Raw genomic sequence first — 16,582 nt, forward strand, 5'->3', positions numbered from 1 at the left:
TTAATGTGATTTGTCTTCTTTTTTGAGATCGTTTATGTTTTTTGTGATCGCTATGAGCTCTTGGTAGCTTAGGTTGCTGATGGCTTGTTTTAGGTTGGCCTCTGCTTGGTCGCGGATGAGTTTTTGTAGGGGGTGGTTCTCGTTTAGGGTCTCATTTTTTTCTGGGGTGTAGGCGAAGAGGTCGCTTGGTTCACAGACTAGGTGCTTGCAAAGTATTTCTATATGTTTTAGACGGATGCCGCGGGGCGCTCTGTAGAGTAGGTTGCCCGCTGCGCTGCTTGATATGCCGTGTTTTATCATAAATGAATAGCCTTTGTCTATGCCACGGGCCTTGAATACTTGTTCTAGGTTTAGTGCTATCATATTGCTTGGGTTTTGTTTTACTAAATTATTGTTTTATTTGGAAAGTTGCAAGGGTGTTTTTGAAAGTATGAAAGGAAAATGTGAAAAAATTAAAATAAAATATGAAAGTTTATTATTAGGTTATGAAAGTATAAAAATAGAAAGTTAAAATGATAAATGTAAAGTTTAAAATGTGAAAGTAATTTATGAAAGTTATTGAATAAAATATGAAAGTAAGAAGCTAATTTGTGAAAGTATGGGGTAAAAAGATGAAAGTTTTGTGCGAGGGGTGAGGTTTAGACCTTTGGTATATTTTGGAAAGGGGCGCTAGCTGGGGGGGAAGGTAATATTTATTTCTTGAGCACGAGTGGCCTGCCCTATGACGCGGAATTTGTTTCGGTGCTTGCGGTAAAATAATTGGAATTAAAAACAAAAAAAATAGCTTACAGATCTATTTTTTCAATCTGTAAGCCTAGAATTATAGTGTCAAAAATTAATGAAGAAAAGTGTTGTTTTTTACCTCAGTTCTTTGTTGTGCGTTCGGTGTTCTTTTTCAGTCGTCTGTAAGCGTTGGCAAAGACATACTCTTTTGCAATTTTTGGCTTGAGCATTGGCTGGTGCGAATTGTAAATGTGTATGGCTTTTAGTGTTGGCATTATTCTTCTACTTCGTAATTGAATTCAACTTTACTTTGTTTAATTATTTCATTCAATACGTCAGGCATATTACCTTTTCTCTCGACTGATTCTAAACTGTTTTTTAACTTGTCAATATTGATAATTTCTTCTATACAAGATACATATTTATTTACAATTGCATCAACAGAATATTGCTGTTTTGCACCTGTTTTAATTCTTTCAGTTAGCTTTTCTACTGTTTCGGTAGATTTTACAACAAAAGTGATTGGGAATTTTTCGAGTTTATCAATGTCTAAAAAATATTTTTTAACATCCGTTGTCTCTGTAACTTGAAAGAAACGTCCTAAAGGTTTCATTACAAAATCAATTCCTCCATCATTTGCATTTGTTCTCCCTGTCTTGTAGAGTTTTAAATTTTCCGGTTCAATTGTCTCCTCTGTAAAGCCAAAATAAACAGTTTGGTCATTGTAATCAGCTTTTAAAATTGAATAGCTCACAATTTCAAAAATTCTGGCATCAATATTTGGTTCTAACAATCCCAAAATGAAAGCTTTTATTTCTTCAGGTTGTTCATTTTCAATGTCTTTTAATCGTTCGCAGGTTTCAATAAAGCTTTCGAACGCACTTCTTTTAGAAGCTGCATAAGCATCAATTATCTCAATTATTGATTCCGCAATATTGACATCCTTTTTGTTTACTTCTAATTCTATAAGGTTGGCGTTAATCCAATACCGCTGGGTGACAACCACTCTAATTATTGGGATATAATCACAGGTAGGAAAATATTTTCTAAACTCAAGATTCATTCGCTGATTTAAGGCGTGATTTTGAAGTTTATTACCAAATGGCAATTCTCTTTGTCTTTTAAATAGGGCAGAGAACTTGGCTCCTTCATACTTAGAATAATCTCTTTTTTTGTGAAATCCTTCCTTTATATAATCTTCAACAAGTACATAAATTGCATAGAGATTTCCAAAACTTCCACGAGCTTTAGACCCTTTGTGAGCTGAAACAGTTTTTTGATTTATGTATTTTAATAATTCGCTGTTATTGAATATTGCTTCCGCATCTTCTCCAAAATTTTTGGTTAGAATTTCAAATATTGTATCTGTAAAAGAATGCTTCATATTTTGGGTTCAAATAATGTTTGTTGTGCTTGATTTTTAATTTGATACGTTTTGAGTTCGGGTTTTAAATCCTCTCCGTTTAATGAGGTTTCTTCTAAAACCCTTCTTATTCCGATTTTTGTAAAATCTTCATCTATTTCAATACCAATAGATTTTCTGTTTAATGATTTTGCGACAAAAGAAGTTGTAAATGTTCCTGAAAATGGGTCTAATACTATATCTCCTTCATTAGAACTTGCTTTAATAATTCTTTCAAGTAAAGCTATTGGTTTTTGAGTTGGGTGATTTTCGTATTCCGCCATTCTATATCTAACTCTCGGAAAATCCCAAACATTCCCTGGTACTTTTTCCGTATTATAGGGCTGTGGTGGATTTTTTCTGTAATCAATTAGTTTTCTTTTGGCACCTGTTTTAGCCTCAACAAGGATGTCTTCCGAGTTAAAGGTATAGTTTTTAGAATCTTTTACACAAAACAAAATAGGCTCATACATTGAACCAAAATAGGTTTTTGCTTGTACTCCTGAACTGTCGTAAGACCAAATTATACGTGAAAGAATTGAGATTTTATCTCGAAGATATAAATCGAAATATGGGATGAATTGGGTAGAGGTCATAACATAAAAACTGCCATTATCTTTTAATTTTCTTAGGGAAAAATCTATCCACATATAACACCAATCCAAATATTCTTGGTCGGTATTCCATTTGTCCTTACGTCCGTTAAAGTCTTTACCAATATTATATGGAGGGTCAACAAAAATCAAATCAATAGATTTATCTTCAATCTTTGATTCTAAGACTTGAATTGCATCTCCATTATAAATTATGTGTCCGTCTTTGTTGTATGTTTTTATCATTTTCTCACGTATTTTGCTTGTTCTTCGGCAACCTTTAAAGCCTCCAAACCTTGATTTTCATCTTTAATCAAGTCGTAGACTTTGTTTGCCAACCACAATGTTTCTAAATCAGAATGAGCAACATTGAAAAATTCGCTAAGTTTTTTGAGGTCTTCTCGTTTTAATAACTTCTGGTCATTTTCAACTTTGCTCAAGAAACCTTCTCCAATGTCAAGTTTTGCAGCAAGTTCACGCTGTTTCATACCTGATTCTTCTCTGAGTTGTCTGATTCTTTGTCCGATTGTCATTGACCTGTTGTGTACTTGTCTAAATTTGGTCAAAGTTAAAAATAATTTTCTAATTTTCAGTCAAGGGATGGAAAAAATGGCTCTTTTGGTTCTTGGGGCGTTGGCTCGTGTGTCGGGAAAAACCAAATGTGCCATTTGCGGGTCGGGTTTTTACACTGACGCACAACATGCGGATAAACACCATATGGTGTTTATTCCCATTATATCTTTTTTGTTTCCCTTCAAATATACCCCAAAACCCAAGTTGTTAAAGAATAGGTTTCAGGAAGTTATCAACGAAAGGTTGTGGAAAGTGCAAAAAAAAACGCCAGCTATGTGTTTCGCTGGCGTTTTTAATTTCTTACTACTTACTATTTTGCATAAGCATCTGTATGAACATTTTTAACCGCCCTGCCGCTTGGGTCGTTCATATTCTTAAAGCTGGCGTCCCATTCCAAAGCAATGGGGCTACTACAAGCCACAGAGGGAACAGAAGGTACGCTAAGCGCAGCAGTATCACTAGGGAAATGTTCTGCAAAAATGCTTCGGTAATAAAACTCTTCTTTGCTGCTCGGCGTTTGTAGCGGGAATTTGTATTTGGCGTTTGCCAACTGCTCATCGGTTACTTTTTCGTTTACCATTTCCTTTAGGGTGTCTATCCAACTGTAGCCCACACCATCGCTAAATTGTTCCTTTTGTCGCCAGGCAACGCTTTCGGGTAGCATGTCTTCAAAGGCTTTTCGCAATACCCACTTTTCCATGCGTTCGCCGTTTATCATTTTGTCCTGCGGGTTTATGCGCATAGCGACGTCCATAAATTCCTTATCGAGAAAAGGAACACGCCCTTCAATGCCCCAAGAGGCTAGGGATTTGTTGGCGCGGAGACAGTCGTACATATGTAGTTTGTCCAACTTGCGTACGTTTTCCTTGTGGAATTCCTCTGCATTGGGGGCTTTGTGGAAATAGAGGTAGCCGCCAAAAATTTCGTCAGCCCCTTCGCCGCTTAGTACCATTTTTATACCCATTGCCTTGATAGCGCGCGCCATTAAATACATTGGCGTGCTGGCGCGGATGGTGGTTATATCATAGGTTTCCAAATGATAAATCACATCGCGAATGGCGTCTGTGCCTTCTTGGATGGTAAATTTTATTTCGTGGTGAACGGTCTTTAAATGATCTGCCACTTTTTGCGCTGCTGCAAGATCGGGGCTGCCTTCAAGTCCGATAGCGAAACTGTGAAGCTGTGGATACCAAGCGCCTTCGGTGTCTTCGCTTTCAATACGTTTTTCGGCATATTTTTTTGCGATTGCGGAAGTGATGCTGCTGTCCAAGCCGCCGGAAAGTAAAACTCCGTATGGCACATCGCTCATCAATTGACGGTGTACTGCTGCTTCCAAGGCTTTGCGGAGTTCGGCAATTTCGGTGGCGTTGTTTTTTACGCTTTCATAATCCATCCAATCGCGGGAGTACCAGCGTTTCAGTTCGCCTTCGCGGCTGTCCAGATAATGGCCGGGCGGGAAGAGTTCTATTTTGGTGCAAACGCCTTCTAAAGCTTTTAATTCTGAAGCTACGTAAAAGGTTCCGTTTTGGTCCCAACCGATATAAAGTGGAATAATGCCCATATGGTCGCGGGCGATAAAATAGTTGTCGTTTTCAATATCGTAAAGTGCAAAGCCGAAGATGCCGTTCATTTCATCAAGGAAGCTGGCACCTTTTTCTTTATATAACGGAAGGATTACTTCGCAGTCGCTTTTGGTCTGGAATTCATAATCCTTGAATTGTTTCCGAAGAGCCATATGGTTATAAATTTCGCCATTGGCTGCTAAAACGAGGTTGCCATCACTGCTGAAAAGCGGTTGCTTGCCGGAAGTGGGGTCAACAATGGCGAGGCGCTCGTGGGCCATAATTGCTTTGTCGTTACTAAAAATTCCGCTCCAGTCCGGCCCGCGGTGACGGATACATTTTGCCATTGACAATACCTGAAGTCTTAAGGCCTCTGCGGGCTCTTTGAGTTTGAATGCACATACAATTCCACACATAATTTCTATTTTTTAATGGTTCGTTTTAAGTCAAAAAAAAGCCCGTCAGGTAAAAAACCTGACGGGCTGTATATCGCGACAAGTTTTTGTTACGGCAGCTCGTTATTATTATTGTTTGTATTTAAGCTGAAATGAAACATAAACTTGTTTTTTGTTTTTATAATGAATTGCTAATTTAAAGTAATTAATTTAAGACTTCCAAATGTTTGTTGAATAAAATGCAATTAATGGCTAAAGGCATTAAATATTCGATGAAAGACAGAATTATCTAAGTTTCGGAAATTCTGAAGGGTTTACTTCGTGCATAATTTCATAAACTTTTTCATAGACATCTTCCACGGAAGGCTTGCTAAAATAATCGCCATCAGTGCCGTAAGGCGGACGGTGATCTTTGGCGGAAAGGGTTTGGGGTTTGCTGTCCATATGTTTATAACCACCTTGTACCTCAACAATTTGATTTAAAATGTAAGCCGAAGCTCCACCAGGAACGTCTTCATCAATTACCAGAAGTCTGTTTGTTTTTGCTACACTCTTCACCATATCGTGATTAAGGTCTAAAGGAAGCAAAGATTGCACGTCAATAACTTCGGCATCTATACCAGCTTGTTGCAATTCTTTTGCAGCTTCTTCAACAATTCGTAACGTACTTCCGTAAGAAACCAAGGTTATGTCTGTTCCTTCTTTTACGGTTTCAACTACACCTATTGGAGTTTTAAGTTCGCCTAGATTGTTTGGCATTTTTTCCTTTAAACGGTAGCCGTTCAAACATTCAATAACTAAAGCTGGTTCGTCAGTTTCAAGCAAAGTATTGTAAAAACCTGCAGCTTTGGTCATGTTTCGCGGTACGAGAATGTACATTCCGCGAAGCAGATGAATCAAGCCGCCCATTTGTGAGCCACTGTGCCAAATACCTTCTAGCCTATGGCCACGAGTTCTGACTATTAAAGGTGATTTTTGTGTGCCATTTGTTCTATAACGAGTGGTTACCAAATCATCGCTCATTATCTGAAGACAATACAATATATAATCTAAATACTGAATTTCGGCAATTGGTCTTAGTCCGCGTAAGGCCATCCCGATTCCTTGCCCAAGAATAGTTGCTTCGCGAATTCCAGCATCGGCAACCCTAAGTTTGCCGTATTTTTCCTGCATACCTTCCAAACCTTGGTTTACATCGCCAATTTCACCACTGTCTTCGCCAAAAATCAAAACCTCTGGGTGTTTGGAGAAGATAGCGTCAAAGTTATCACGTAGTATTACACGGCCATCAACTTCCTCGGCATCGTTGGCGTAGGAGGGAAGCACTTCTTTTATAGTTTTTGCATTTTCTTTTGCTTCACTATAAAGATGAGCGCTATATTTAGGTTGAATTATTTCGAAATAATTATTAATCCAGTCTTGTAATTGCTTCTTTTCTGAAGAATCTTCACCAATGGCATAGCGTAAAGCTTTTCTGGCACTGGCAAGAATATTTCTTCGTAGTGGCTCTTTTTCCGAAGCCAGTTCATTTTTTATCTTTTCAATGAAGTTCTTGTTCGCACTGCTTTCAGCTAGATTTCCTAACAACAAAACAGCTTCTTCCTGCTCTTTTTTCTGTGGTGCTACAAAAGCTTCCCAAGCTGCTTTTTTGCCGTCTCGCACTTTCTTTTTAATGTCTTTTTCAATTTCGGCAAGTGTTTCTTCAGTCGCAATATCGCTTGAAATAATCCAGTCGCGCATTTTTAGATTGCAGTCATAGTTTGCTTCCCATTCCAAGCGTTTCTTGCTTTTATAGCGTTCGTGTGAGCCACTGGTACTGTGGCCTTGCGGTTGTGTTAATTGTTGCACGTGAATCAAAACAGGAACGTGCTCTTCTCTTGCAATTTTTGAAGCACGGCTGTAAACCTCAATAAGCTCAGGGTAATCCCAGCCTTTTACGCGAATGATTTCATAACCGTTTTCTTCTTCGGTACGTTGAAATCCTTTAAGTACTTCTGAAATATTTTCTTTTGTAGTTTGGTATTTTGCGTGAACTGAAATTCCGTATTCATCGTCCCAAACGCTCATTACCATTGGTACTTGCAATACGCCTGCCGCATTTATGGTTTCCCAAAAAAGGCCTTCGCTGGTGCTGGCATTACCTATTGTTCCCCAAGCTACTTCGTTACCGTTGATGGAGAAGTTGGTTTTATTTTCAATTCCTTTTACGTTTCTAAAAATCTTGGAAGCTTGTGCCAATCCCAGCAATCGCGGCATTTGACCTGCTGTAGGTGAAATATCTGCACTGCTATTTTTTTGTGTTGTAAGGTTTTTCCAGCTTCCATCCTCATTTAAACTATGAGTTGCGAAGTGACCTCCCATCTGTCTTCCAGCACTCATGGGATCCGCTTTAATGTCTGTATGTGCATAAAGACCCGCAAAAAACTGCTCAATAGTCAATTTTCCAATGGCCATCATAAAAGTTTGGTCGCGGTAGTATCCGCTTCGCCAATCGCCATTTTGGAATGCTTTGGCCCAAGCTAGCTGTGGCACTTCTTTTCCATCTCCAAAAATTCCAAATTTTGCTTTGCCCGTAAGTACCTCACGGCGGCCCAGAAGACTACATTCACGGCTAGTTACTGCAATTTTATAATCGTTAATAACGGTTTCTTTGAAATCGTTAAAAGAAATCTCGCCGTTGGTCTTTGGGTCTGTCTGCATTACAATGGATTTTTATATTTGCAAAAATAGCGAAATTGAGGGTGTTTCGCAATGCTTAGTTATACACAACCAAGTTTTTGAAAGGGAAGGTTTTTTAAGTTTAATCCTTTTTTAAAGAAACTAACTTGATTATCAATAATCTAAGCAAGAGGAGAAAAGGCAATCCGTGGAATAAAACATCAAACCAGTCTGCAGCTAGCATTCCCTCGGCGCCACCTGCAATCCATTTTATTTTACCCCAGATGTGCGGTTCGGGAAAAAAAGGGGCTAAGCCCAATGTGAGGCAGAGCAAAAGGATGATACGCCAATTGTTTAGTAGTTGCATTCAAGTGATTTATTGATTCGGACTTCCTTTTTTGAGGTTGTGGGTAAAAATAAAAAATCCCCGGAATTTCCGAGGATTTATATTTAGGAATTTAATTTTACTCAACTTCTTTTACGGAAGCTCCAGGAGCATTTTTTCTCACGGATTCAATTCCGTTTTTGGCACCGCTCTCGGCAGCATACATTTGGCTACTGCCAATAATTTGCCCATTGCTGGCCTTAATGTTAAAATGAATTTTACCGTTTTTTGCAGTTTTCATTTCAAAGCTTTCGTCTTTTCCACAGTTTTTTTGAACAGATTCAATCCCGTTCATTGCTGAAGCTTTTGTTGCATACATCTGGCTAGAAAGAATTACTTGTCCGTTGGCCGCTTTTAAGGTAAAGTGAAATTTATCACCGCTTTTTTTAAGTTCAAACATAATTAGGTGTTTATTGATTACTGAATATTTGAGCGTTCAATATCGTGAAAAACAAGTTGTTTTAAAAATAGGCGAAGGCTTTTATAATAATTTTATCATTTATTTAAACAGATCCATCCCTGGAATATTTGGCATTCCATCTTTGGCAACTGCAGCAATTTCGGTTTCGTTTACGTTTGTTGCTTTTTCGATGGCTTTGTTTAAAGTGAGGATTAAATAATCTTCCAATTGCTCTTTGTCTTCCAATAAGCTATCTGCAATCTCGATGGTTTTTATTTTTCGGTTTGCGGTAAGCGTTATTTTTAAAAGTCCGTCACTGCTGGCTTCATCAATAAGCACCGAGTCCAGACGTTTTTTTGTGGCTTCTACTTTTTCTTGGGTTTCTTTCAGTTTGCCCATCATTCCCATTAAATCTCCAAACATATTTTTTTTGTTTTAGTTTGATGCAAATTTACTACTTTGTATGGCTATTCAACAACCTTCAATTATGAAAAAATTTGTATTTGTTTCAATTGCAAGCCTTACTTTTGCCGCTTCAATAAATGCGCAGGAAACTTCAAAAGATATTATGAAAATAAATCCCCCGAAAGTCGAAAAAATTGCCAAGGAATTAAAAGCTCATGGCGATGTTCGTATAGATGATTATTATTGGCTCAATAATCCCGAAGATGAAAAAGTCATTGATTATTTAAAGGATGAAAACAAATATTACGAAGCGATGACAGCGCATACCAAAAAGTTCAAAGAAGATCTTTTTGAGGAAATGAAGGCTCGAATAAAGGAGGATGATGAATCTGTTCCGTACAAATTAAACGGCTATTATTACATAACCCGCTACGAAACTGGGAAGGATTACCCAATCTACACCCGAAAAAAAGGTTCTCTGGATGCTACAGAAGAAATTCTTTTTGATGTAAATGAAATGGCGAAAGGTCATTCTTATTACAATCTTTCAGGCTTGAACGTTTCCGAGGACAACAATTTGGTTTCTTTCGGCGTAGATACATTAAGCCGAAGAAAGTATGATATTTTCATAAAAAACCTGAAAACTGGCGAAATCTATCCCGAACGAATTCCTTTAACAACCGGAAGCGCAACTTGGGGCAGCGATAACAAAACGCTTTTTTACACGCGAAAGGACGAAAAAACCCTTCGTGCCGATAGAATCTATCGCCATACTTTGGGCACCGACCCAATCACGGACGAACTCGTTTTTACGGAAGAAGATGAAACTTTTGGAACCTATGTTTACAAGACAAAATCAAAGAAATTTATCGTAATTGGTTGTTACAGCACGCTTACTTCAGAATACAGGGTTTTGGATGCTGATAACCCGATGGGTGAATTTAAAATTTTTCAACCGCGCGAAAGAGGATTGGAGTATAGCATTTCACATTACGGCAACAATTGGTACGTTTTGACCAATAAAGACAAAGCGCTAAATTTTAAACTGATGAAAACTTCGGAAGATAAAACTTCCAAGGAAAATTGGGTGGATATGATTCCGCACAGAAATGATGTTTTGGTGGAGGATATTGATATTTTTAAGGATTATTTGGTGGTGAGTGAGCGGAATAATGGACTGACCAAAATCCGTATAAAAAAATGGGATGGCAACGAAGATTATTATCTTCCTTTTGATAATGAAACCTACACGGCGTTCACGACCCAAAACCCAGAATTTGACACGAAAATACTTCGTTATGGCTACAACTCTTTGAATACGCCAGCTTCCGTGATTGATTTCAACATGGAAACGAAAGACAAAACGGTTTTGAAGGAAACGGAAGTTTTGGGCGGAAAGTTTGATAAAGACAATTATGAAACCGAACGTTTATGGGCAACTTCTATGGATGGAACAAAAATCCCGATGTCGGTAATCTACAGAAAAGGCATTAAAAAAGATGGTAAAAACCCGTTGCTTATTTATGGGTACGGTTCCTACGGCGCCACGATGGATCCCTATTTTTCATCCGTGCGTTTAAGTCTTTTGGATCGCGGATTTATATATGTAATTGCGCACATTCGCGGCGGGGAATATATGGGAAGACAATGGTATGAAGATGGAAAATTGCTGAAAAAGAAAAATACCTTTACAGATTTTATTGATGCTTCAAAATATTTGATTTCCGAAGGTTATACTTCAAAAGAGCACCTTTACGCTTCGGGTGGCTCTGCTGGGGGGCTTCTGATGGGGGCAATTACCAATATGGCACCGGAATTATATCACGGCGTAATTGCTTCGGTACCATTTGTAGATGTTGTTACGACAATGCTGGATGATTCCATTCCTTTAACAACTGGTGAATATGACGAATGGGGAAACCCAAATGAAGTGGAATACTATAATTATATTAAAAGTTATTCACCGTATGATAATGTTGAGGCAAAAGCATACCCAAATATGCTTGTAACAACGGGTTTGCACGACAGCCAAGTGCAATATTGGGAACCGGCTAAATGGGTTGCCAAACTTCGGGATCTAAAAACCGACGATAATATTTTATTGTTGCAAACCAATATGGATGCAGGCCACGGCGGGGCTTCCGGGCGTTTTGAAGCTTTGAAGGAAGTTGCAATGGATTATGCCTTTCTATTGGATTTGGAAGGAATTAAGGAGTAATTAAAATATTTCCTTACCTTTGTGCGGTTAAAATTTTCAGTTTCAAACTGAAGTCATTTTAAAACGAATACCCTCTTTATGAAAGAAGAAATAAAAGCCCACAATAACGTGTTGGAACTTATAGGCAACACACCGTTGATAAAGCTTAACAAGATTACCCAAAATATGAAGGGTAATTATTTCGCAAAAGTTGAAGCATTCAATCCTGGGCACTCCACCAAAGACCGCATTGCACTTTACATTATTGAAGAAGCCGAAAGAAAAGGAATTCTTAAGCCTGGTGATACCATTATTGAAACCACAAGTGGAAACACTGGTTTCAGTATTGCAATGGTAAGCATTATTAAGGGTTACGAATGTATTTTGGCCGTAAGCTCAAAATCTTCGGCAGATAAAATTGATATGCTGAAAACTATGGGCGCCAAAGTTTATGTGTGCCCAGCCCACGTTAGTGCAGACGATCCGCGTTCTTATTATGAAGTTGCGAAAAAACTTCACAGCGAAATTAAAGGTTCTGTTTACATCAATCAATACTTTAATGAATTGAACATTGATGCACATTACCAAACCACCGGTCCCGAAATTTGGGAGCAGACAGCAGGAAAAATAACACACTTGGTAGCTTGCAGCGGAACAGGAGGAACCATTTCTGGAACGGCTCGTTTCCTAAAAGAGAAGAACCCAAATATAAGAATAATCGGAATTGATGCTTACGGTTCAGTTCTTCAAAAATACCACCAAACAAAGGAATTTGACGCAAATGAAATCTATCCGTACCGAATTGAAGGTTTAGGAAAAAATTTGATTCCAACTGCTACAGATTTTAATATTATAGACAAGTTTGAAAAAGTAACAGACGAGAGTAGTGCACACACCGCACGTGAGCTTGCTAAAACAGAAGGACTTTTTGTGGGTTACACAAGTGGTGCTGCAATGCAGGGTATAAAACAACTTGAGGAGGAAGGTGAATTTGATGAAAACAGCAACATTGTTGTTATCTTCCCAGACCACGGTTCTCGCTATATGAGTAAAATTTACAATGACGAATGGATGCAACAGCAAGGTTTCTTTGATTCCGAAACGGCTGAAATCCATCAGATTGAATACGTAAAGTAATTTTAGATTTACGATTTTAGATATACGATTTAAAAACCGATTGTTATTTTCAATCGGTTTTTTTATTTATATGATTTTTATGGGTTGGCGCGTGATTAATCGCACGCTTACGTTTTCGGTTTTCGGTTGTTTAAAATCTAATGTCCAAAATCTAATATCTCACAAATAATTTAATTAATTTTGTCCCGTATTTTAACAATAAAAGGTTGATGAGAGATTTATTCGATAAAATTTATAAAGATAAAGGTCCGTTGGGAAAATGGGCCGAACAAGCGGAAGGCTATTTTGTGTTTCCAAAGTTGGAAGGACCAATTTCTAACCGAATGAAATTTAAAGGCAAAGATGTAATCACTTGGAGCATCAATGATTACTTAGGCCTTGCAAACCATCCGGAAGTTCGGAAAGTAGATGCCGAAGCCGCAAAAAAATGGGGCTCTGCATACCCAATGGGCGCTCGAATGATGAGCGGCCATACCGATCTTCACGAACAACTTCAAAGAGAACTTGCAGCTTTTGTAAGTAAAGAAGCAGCCTATCTTTTGAATTTTGGATATCAAGGAATGGTTTCAACCATTGACGCTTTGGTTTCAAAAGACGATGTGATTGTTTATGATGTAGATGCACACGCTTGTATTATTGATGGCGTTCGTCTTCATTTAGGGCAACGTTTTACGTATAAGCACAACGATATGGAAAGTATCGAAAAAAACCTGCAACGTGCAACCAAAGTTGCCGAAAAAACTGGTGGCGGAATTCTTCTTATTTCTGAAGGCGTTTTCGGAATGCGCGGTGAACAAGGGAAACTAAAAGAAATTATAGCGCTTAAGAAAAAATACAATTTCCGCTTTTTTGTGGATGATGCGCACGGTTTCGGAACACTTGGAAAAACAGGGGCTGGAGCAGGCGAGGAGCAAGGAGTTCAGGATGGAATTGACGTTTATTTTGCAACTTTCGCAAAATCTATGGCAAGTACCGGAGCTTTTATTGCAGGTGATGAGGAAATAATGAATTACCTAAAATACAATTTGCGCTCACAAATGTTTGCGAAATCCTTACAAATGGTTTTGGTAGAAGGTGCTTTGAAGCGTTTGGATATGCTTCGCACAATGCCCGAGCTAAAAGAAAAACTTTGGGAAAACGTAAATGCACTACAAGGTGGATTGAAAAAGAGAGGTTTTGATATAGGAACTACCCAAAGCTGCGTTACGCCAGTATATTTAAAAGGAAGCATTCCAGAAGCGATGGCGCTTGTAAAAGACCTTCGTGAAAACCATGGAATTTTCTGTTCAATCGTTGTGTATCCAGTAATCCCGAAAGGATTGATTCTTTTAAGAATGATACCAACTGCTACTCATACAATGAAGGATATTGACGAAACTTTAGAAGCTTTTTCAGCAATCCGTGAGCGTTTGGAGAATGGAACCTACAAACGTCTTTCAGCAGCTGTTGCTGAGGCGATGGGAGAGAAGATTTAATAATTCCTGTGTAGACGGGAATCTTATGATATTTAAAAATCCACCTTTTTGCGGTGGATTTTTTGATTAAATATTCTTCCTAAAAGTACTCCGCTCCTTATGTTGCACAGGATTATAATCTTTCCAAAGCAACTGCACGGCAGTGTTTTCCTTTAATTCAGGATTTGTTTCAACCGTTTGGATTCCTTTGGAATTGAAGAGGTGTTGCATTTCTTCAAAAATAATTGCAGTAACGCCCTTGCCTTGGTATTCGGGATCAATTCCTATTAAATAGAAGGCGGCAGTGTCGTTCTTTTTCTGTGCTTTCAAAATATGGCTCCAACCAATAGGAAAAAGTTTTCCGTTTGCTTTTTTCAATGCTTTTGAAAAAGAGGGCATAACGATTGAAAAAGCAATCAATTTTCCTTCTTCGTCCTTTATGCAGCAAATGTAATCTGGATGAATAAAGTTGAAATATTTCTTTTTGTAATAATCAATTTGATATTGTTGAATGGGCACGAAAGTCTGAAGTGTATTGTATGTTTTGTTCAGCAGTCCGAACATATCATCAACATACGGCAGAATTTCTTTTTTATCCTTAAAACGTATGACGGATAGTTTATAACGCTCCCGAACAATTTTTGAAAACTTCGCTACTTTTTCAAAGATGGCTTCTGGAATTTTTAATGTGTATTCAACCCAAGTTGCCTGTTTTTCAAAACCTAACTTTTCAAGATGTTCAGCGTAATATGGATAGTGATACCAGGTAATCATGGTGTTCATTTCCTCAAAACCCATAGTGAGTATGCCGGCCTTTTCCATATTGCTGAAACCCACTGGGCCTTCTGCATATTCAAGGTTGTGTTCGCGCCCTTTTTCGTAGGCTTTTTCAAGCAGGGCTTTGGTTACTTCAATATCGTCAACCATATCCAGCCAACCGAAACGGATTTTTTTCTTTCCCTGTTCGTTTACTTCTAAATGGTTCAGAATAACGGCAATTCGACCAACTATTTCGTCATCTTTATAAGCCAAATAATACCAAGCCTCGGCATTTTTAAAAACCGGATTTTTCGCAGTATCCAAAGTTTCCATTTCATCTTTAATAAGCGATGGAACCCAATATTTGCTGTCTTTGTATAGCTTAAATGGAAAAGTGACGAATTTTTTAAGATCACTTTTGGAGGTTAGTTGTTTTATTGTAATCATACAAAAATGTTATTATTTGCCATCTTCATCAAAGTTTAATTCATCTTGGCGTTCTTGTTTTTTGTCTTTTGTTTTTTCCTTCTTTCTTTCTTCTTTCTTCTCCTCTTTAATTTCTTTGTCTTCTAAATATTCATCCTTATTATGCATATCAAATCGATATGCTACTCCAACACGTCCATAAAACTTTGAAGGAGTATCCTTAAAGCCATAAGTAAGGGAAAGATCTACTTGCAAATTTTCATTGATCAATGTAGCGGCACCACCACGAAGCAGTTGGTCTGAATAGAAATCACTTTTAAAGCCTTGGTTTTCAAGAAAAACAGAGAACCAACGATTGGTTGCGTGTGTTAATGTTACAATGTAGCCATAAGTTGGAAAATCTGTAGTAACGCGATCTACAATAATATTGGTTACAAAAACCCATCCGCCAATAAAATTGTTTTGAGTTGAAAGAACAAATTTCGGACTTATTTTGCCTTCGGCTTCGGGTGTAAATGGATTGTCCGCAAAGTCAAAATTAGCACCTGCATAGATTGAAATTGCTGGAATTAAATCTGCCCACTGTGTTTTGTTGTTTGCTTTCCAGCTGTATAAATTTGGACCTTCTAAATCGCGTTTTCGGTATGGGTCATAAATTAAATATTTTGCTCCAAGAGTGTTGCTTTTAAAATTTGAAAGGCTGTATTCTCTTGCCGTTGTAGAACGATTGTCGGTAATTTTGTTCGATTGAAACTCTCCCATAAGGCTCACTTCCAAACGTTCTTTCCAAAAACCATAACGAATGGAATAGTCTATTGCCAAACCGTTGGTTTCGGTTTTCAATAAATCGTGTTTTTCTTTTCCGTAGCTTATTCCAGATTCAAATTGAAGCACGTTTGTGCCTACTGAAAATGCACCCTGCGAACCGCCCGGACGGTTGGTGTTTATCATTTCGGTATATTGTGCCGAAACATTTGAAAAAGTTATGAAACTCAGCAGAAATAGAAAGGGAAGTTTGATGTTCATGGAAAGTTGGGTTTAGTTCAAAGATATAAGATTTTACCATTTATTTAATAGTCAATATTCGTCTTTTTCTGCATCAATCCTTATTTTTGAAAAGAATTTTACAGTTATGATGACATTCCTAAAAACGATTTTAATCGTTCTTCTGGTATATTTTGGGCTTAAGTTTTTAATTAGGCTCGCAACTCCTTATTTAATGCGCTATATTTCCAAAAAAGCTGGCCAGCAATTTGAACAGTTCTTCGGAAATGATCCAAATATGAATGCCCAACGCGAAAAGGAGGGAAGTATTACCATCGATAAAAACCCATCCCAAAATTCCCGATCCAGTAAAAAAGTTGGGGAATATGTGGAGTTTGAGGAGGTGGATTGATAAAGACGTTTTGAACCAAGACGTTTTGACTCACGACAAATAGACATTTTTTTAGTCGTGTATCAAAACGTCATGGTTCGTGTTTCCTTTTTCAGTGGTGTTTCCAAAAAAAAATCC

The 16,582-nt window shown here is 37.9% G+C and carries 16 protein-coding genes; 4 read left to right on the plus strand and 12 right to left on the minus strand.

The window, feature by feature from the left end:
- The 10 genes from Q2U82_RS11745 to Q2U82_RS11790 form a co-directional block, all read right to left on the minus strand.
- A complete protein-coding gene (locus tag Q2U82_RS11745; protein ID WP_410005057.1) occupies positions 1-363 on the minus strand; it encodes a helix-turn-helix domain-containing protein in 363 nt (120 codons plus the stop codon).
- A gap of 500 nt (positions 364-863) precedes the next feature.
- Entirely contained in the window at positions 864-998 is a 135-nt protein-coding gene (locus Q2U82_RS11750) for a hypothetical protein (protein ID WP_410005058.1), read from the minus strand.
- Complete coding sequence (locus Q2U82_RS11755) at positions 998-2,107, minus strand: hypothetical protein (RefSeq protein ID WP_410005059.1); 1,110 nt, start codon at positions 2,105-2,107, stop codon at positions 998-1,000. Before Q2U82_RS11755 ends, Q2U82_RS11750 begins: the two co-directional genes overlap by 1 nt.
- The gene (yhdJ, locus tag Q2U82_RS11760) at positions 2,104-2,964 is read right to left on the minus strand and encodes an adenine-specific DNA-methyltransferase (RefSeq protein WP_410005060.1); all 861 of its coding nucleotides are present in this window, start codon (positions 2,962-2,964) and stop codon (positions 2,104-2,106) included. The genes Q2U82_RS11755 and yhdJ overlap by 4 nt, the downstream gene beginning before the upstream one ends.
- Positions 2,961-3,251 (minus strand): helix-turn-helix domain-containing protein, encoded by a 291-nt coding sequence (locus Q2U82_RS11765; RefSeq protein WP_410005061.1) that lies wholly within the window; start codon positions 3,249-3,251, stop codon positions 2,961-2,963. Before Q2U82_RS11765 ends, yhdJ begins: the two co-directional genes overlap by 4 nt.
- Before the next feature lie 350 nt (positions 3,252-3,601).
- On the minus strand, positions 3,602-5,269 hold the full coding sequence (gene asnB / locus Q2U82_RS11770; protein ID WP_410005062.1) for an asparagine synthase B: 1,668 nt from the start codon (positions 5,267-5,269) through the stop codon (positions 3,602-3,604).
- 264 nt (positions 5,270-5,533) lie between these two features.
- The gene (locus tag Q2U82_RS11775; protein WP_410005063.1) at positions 5,534-7,948 is read right to left on the minus strand and encodes a thiamine pyrophosphate-dependent enzyme; all 2,415 of its coding nucleotides are present in this window, start codon (positions 7,946-7,948) and stop codon (positions 5,534-5,536) included.
- A gap of 100 nt (positions 7,949-8,048) precedes the next feature.
- Positions 8,049-8,273, minus strand: coding sequence for a hypothetical protein (locus tag Q2U82_RS11780; protein ID WP_410005064.1), 225 nt, complete (start codon positions 8,271-8,273; stop codon positions 8,049-8,051).
- Between the two features lie 97 nt (positions 8,274-8,370).
- Positions 8,371-8,691, minus strand: coding sequence for a YegP family protein (locus Q2U82_RS11785; RefSeq protein ID WP_410005065.1), 321 nt, complete (start codon positions 8,689-8,691; stop codon positions 8,371-8,373).
- A 99-nt stretch (positions 8,692-8,790) separates the two neighbouring features.
- Entirely contained in the window at positions 8,791-9,114 is a 324-nt protein-coding gene (locus Q2U82_RS11790; protein WP_410005066.1) for a YbaB/EbfC family nucleoid-associated protein, read from the minus strand.
- 64 nt (positions 9,115-9,178) lie between these two features.
- On the opposite strand from Q2U82_RS11790, the gene Q2U82_RS11795 reads away from it, so the two are divergent.
- From Q2U82_RS11795 to Q2U82_RS11805, 3 genes are all read left to right on the plus strand, one after another.
- A complete protein-coding gene (locus tag Q2U82_RS11795; protein ID WP_410005067.1) occupies positions 9,179-11,314 on the plus strand; it encodes a S9 family peptidase in 2,136 nt (711 codons plus the stop codon).
- 78 nt (positions 11,315-11,392) lie between these two features.
- Complete coding sequence (locus Q2U82_RS11800) at positions 11,393-12,430, plus strand: PLP-dependent cysteine synthase family protein (RefSeq protein WP_410005068.1); 1,038 nt, start codon at positions 11,393-11,395, stop codon at positions 12,428-12,430.
- Between the two features lie 209 nt (positions 12,431-12,639).
- Positions 12,640-13,905 (plus strand): aminotransferase class I/II-fold pyridoxal phosphate-dependent enzyme, encoded by a 1,266-nt coding sequence (locus tag Q2U82_RS11805; protein ID WP_410005069.1) that lies wholly within the window; start codon positions 12,640-12,642, stop codon positions 13,903-13,905.
- Between the two features lie 66 nt (positions 13,906-13,971).
- Here Q2U82_RS11805 and Q2U82_RS11810 read toward each other — a convergent pair whose 3' ends face one another.
- Both Q2U82_RS11810 and Q2U82_RS11815 read right to left on the minus strand, forming a co-directional pair.
- Positions 13,972-15,090 (minus strand): GNAT family N-acetyltransferase, encoded by a 1,119-nt coding sequence (locus tag Q2U82_RS11810; RefSeq protein WP_410005070.1) that lies wholly within the window; start codon positions 15,088-15,090, stop codon positions 13,972-13,974.
- 12 nt (positions 15,091-15,102) lie between these two features.
- On the minus strand, positions 15,103-16,095 hold the full coding sequence (locus Q2U82_RS11815; protein ID WP_410005071.1) for a transporter: 993 nt from the start codon (positions 16,093-16,095) through the stop codon (positions 15,103-15,105).
- 106 nt (positions 16,096-16,201) lie between these two features.
- Between Q2U82_RS11815 and Q2U82_RS11820 the strand changes: the two genes are divergently transcribed.
- On the plus strand, positions 16,202-16,465 hold the full coding sequence (locus Q2U82_RS11820; protein ID WP_410005072.1) for a DUF4834 family protein: 264 nt from the start codon (positions 16,202-16,204) through the stop codon (positions 16,463-16,465).
- Positions 16,466-16,582 lie beyond the last annotated feature (117 nt).

This window comes from Aequorivita nionensis (genome assembly GCF_046352995.1).
GTDB lineage: Bacteria > Bacteroidota > Bacteroidia > Flavobacteriales > Flavobacteriaceae > Aequorivita > Aequorivita nionensis.

Coding starts and splice junctions, on each gene's coding strand:
- Q2U82_RS11745 (WP_410005057.1), bottom strand. CDS start 363: ATGATAGCACTAAACCTAGAACAAGTATTCAAGGCCCGTGGCATAGAC.
- Q2U82_RS11750 (WP_410005058.1), bottom strand. CDS start 998: ATGCCAACACTAAAAGCCATACACATTTACAATTCGCACCAGCCAATG.
- Q2U82_RS11755 (WP_410005059.1), bottom strand. CDS start 2,107: ATGAAGCATTCTTTTACAGATACAATATTTGAAATTCTAACCAAAAAT.
- yhdJ (WP_410005060.1), bottom strand. CDS start 2,964: ATGATAAAAACATACAACAAAGACGGACACATAATTTATAATGGAGAT.
- Q2U82_RS11765 (WP_410005061.1), bottom strand. CDS start 3,251: ATGACAATCGGACAAAGAATCAGACAACTCAGAGAAGAATCAGGTATG.
- asnB (WP_410005062.1), bottom strand. CDS start 5,269: ATGTGTGGAATTGTATGTGCATTCAAACTCAAAGAGCCCGCAGAGGCC.
- Q2U82_RS11775 (WP_410005063.1), bottom strand. CDS start 7,948: ATGCAGACAGACCCAAAGACCAACGGCGAGATTTCTTTTAACGATTTC.
- Q2U82_RS11780 (WP_410005064.1), bottom strand. CDS start 8,273: ATGCAACTACTAAACAATTGGCGTATCATCCTTTTGCTCTGCCTCACA.
- Q2U82_RS11785 (WP_410005065.1), bottom strand. CDS start 8,691: ATGTTTGAACTTAAAAAAAGCGGTGATAAATTTCACTTTACCTTAAAA.
- Q2U82_RS11790 (WP_410005066.1), bottom strand. CDS start 9,114: ATGTTTGGAGATTTAATGGGAATGATGGGCAAACTGAAAGAAACCCAA.
- Q2U82_RS11795 (WP_410005067.1), top strand. CDS start 9,179: ATGAAAAAATTTGTATTTGTTTCAATTGCAAGCCTTACTTTTGCCGCT.
- Q2U82_RS11800 (WP_410005068.1), top strand. CDS start 11,393: ATGAAAGAAGAAATAAAAGCCCACAATAACGTGTTGGAACTTATAGGC.
- Q2U82_RS11805 (WP_410005069.1), top strand. CDS start 12,640: ATGAGAGATTTATTCGATAAAATTTATAAAGATAAAGGTCCGTTGGGA.
- Q2U82_RS11810 (WP_410005070.1), bottom strand. CDS start 15,090: ATGATTACAATAAAACAACTAACCTCCAAAAGTGATCTTAAAAAATTC.
- Q2U82_RS11815 (WP_410005071.1), bottom strand. CDS start 16,095: ATGAACATCAAACTTCCCTTTCTATTTCTGCTGAGTTTCATAACTTTT.
- Q2U82_RS11820 (WP_410005072.1), top strand. CDS start 16,202: ATGATGACATTCCTAAAAACGATTTTAATCGTTCTTCTGGTATATTTT.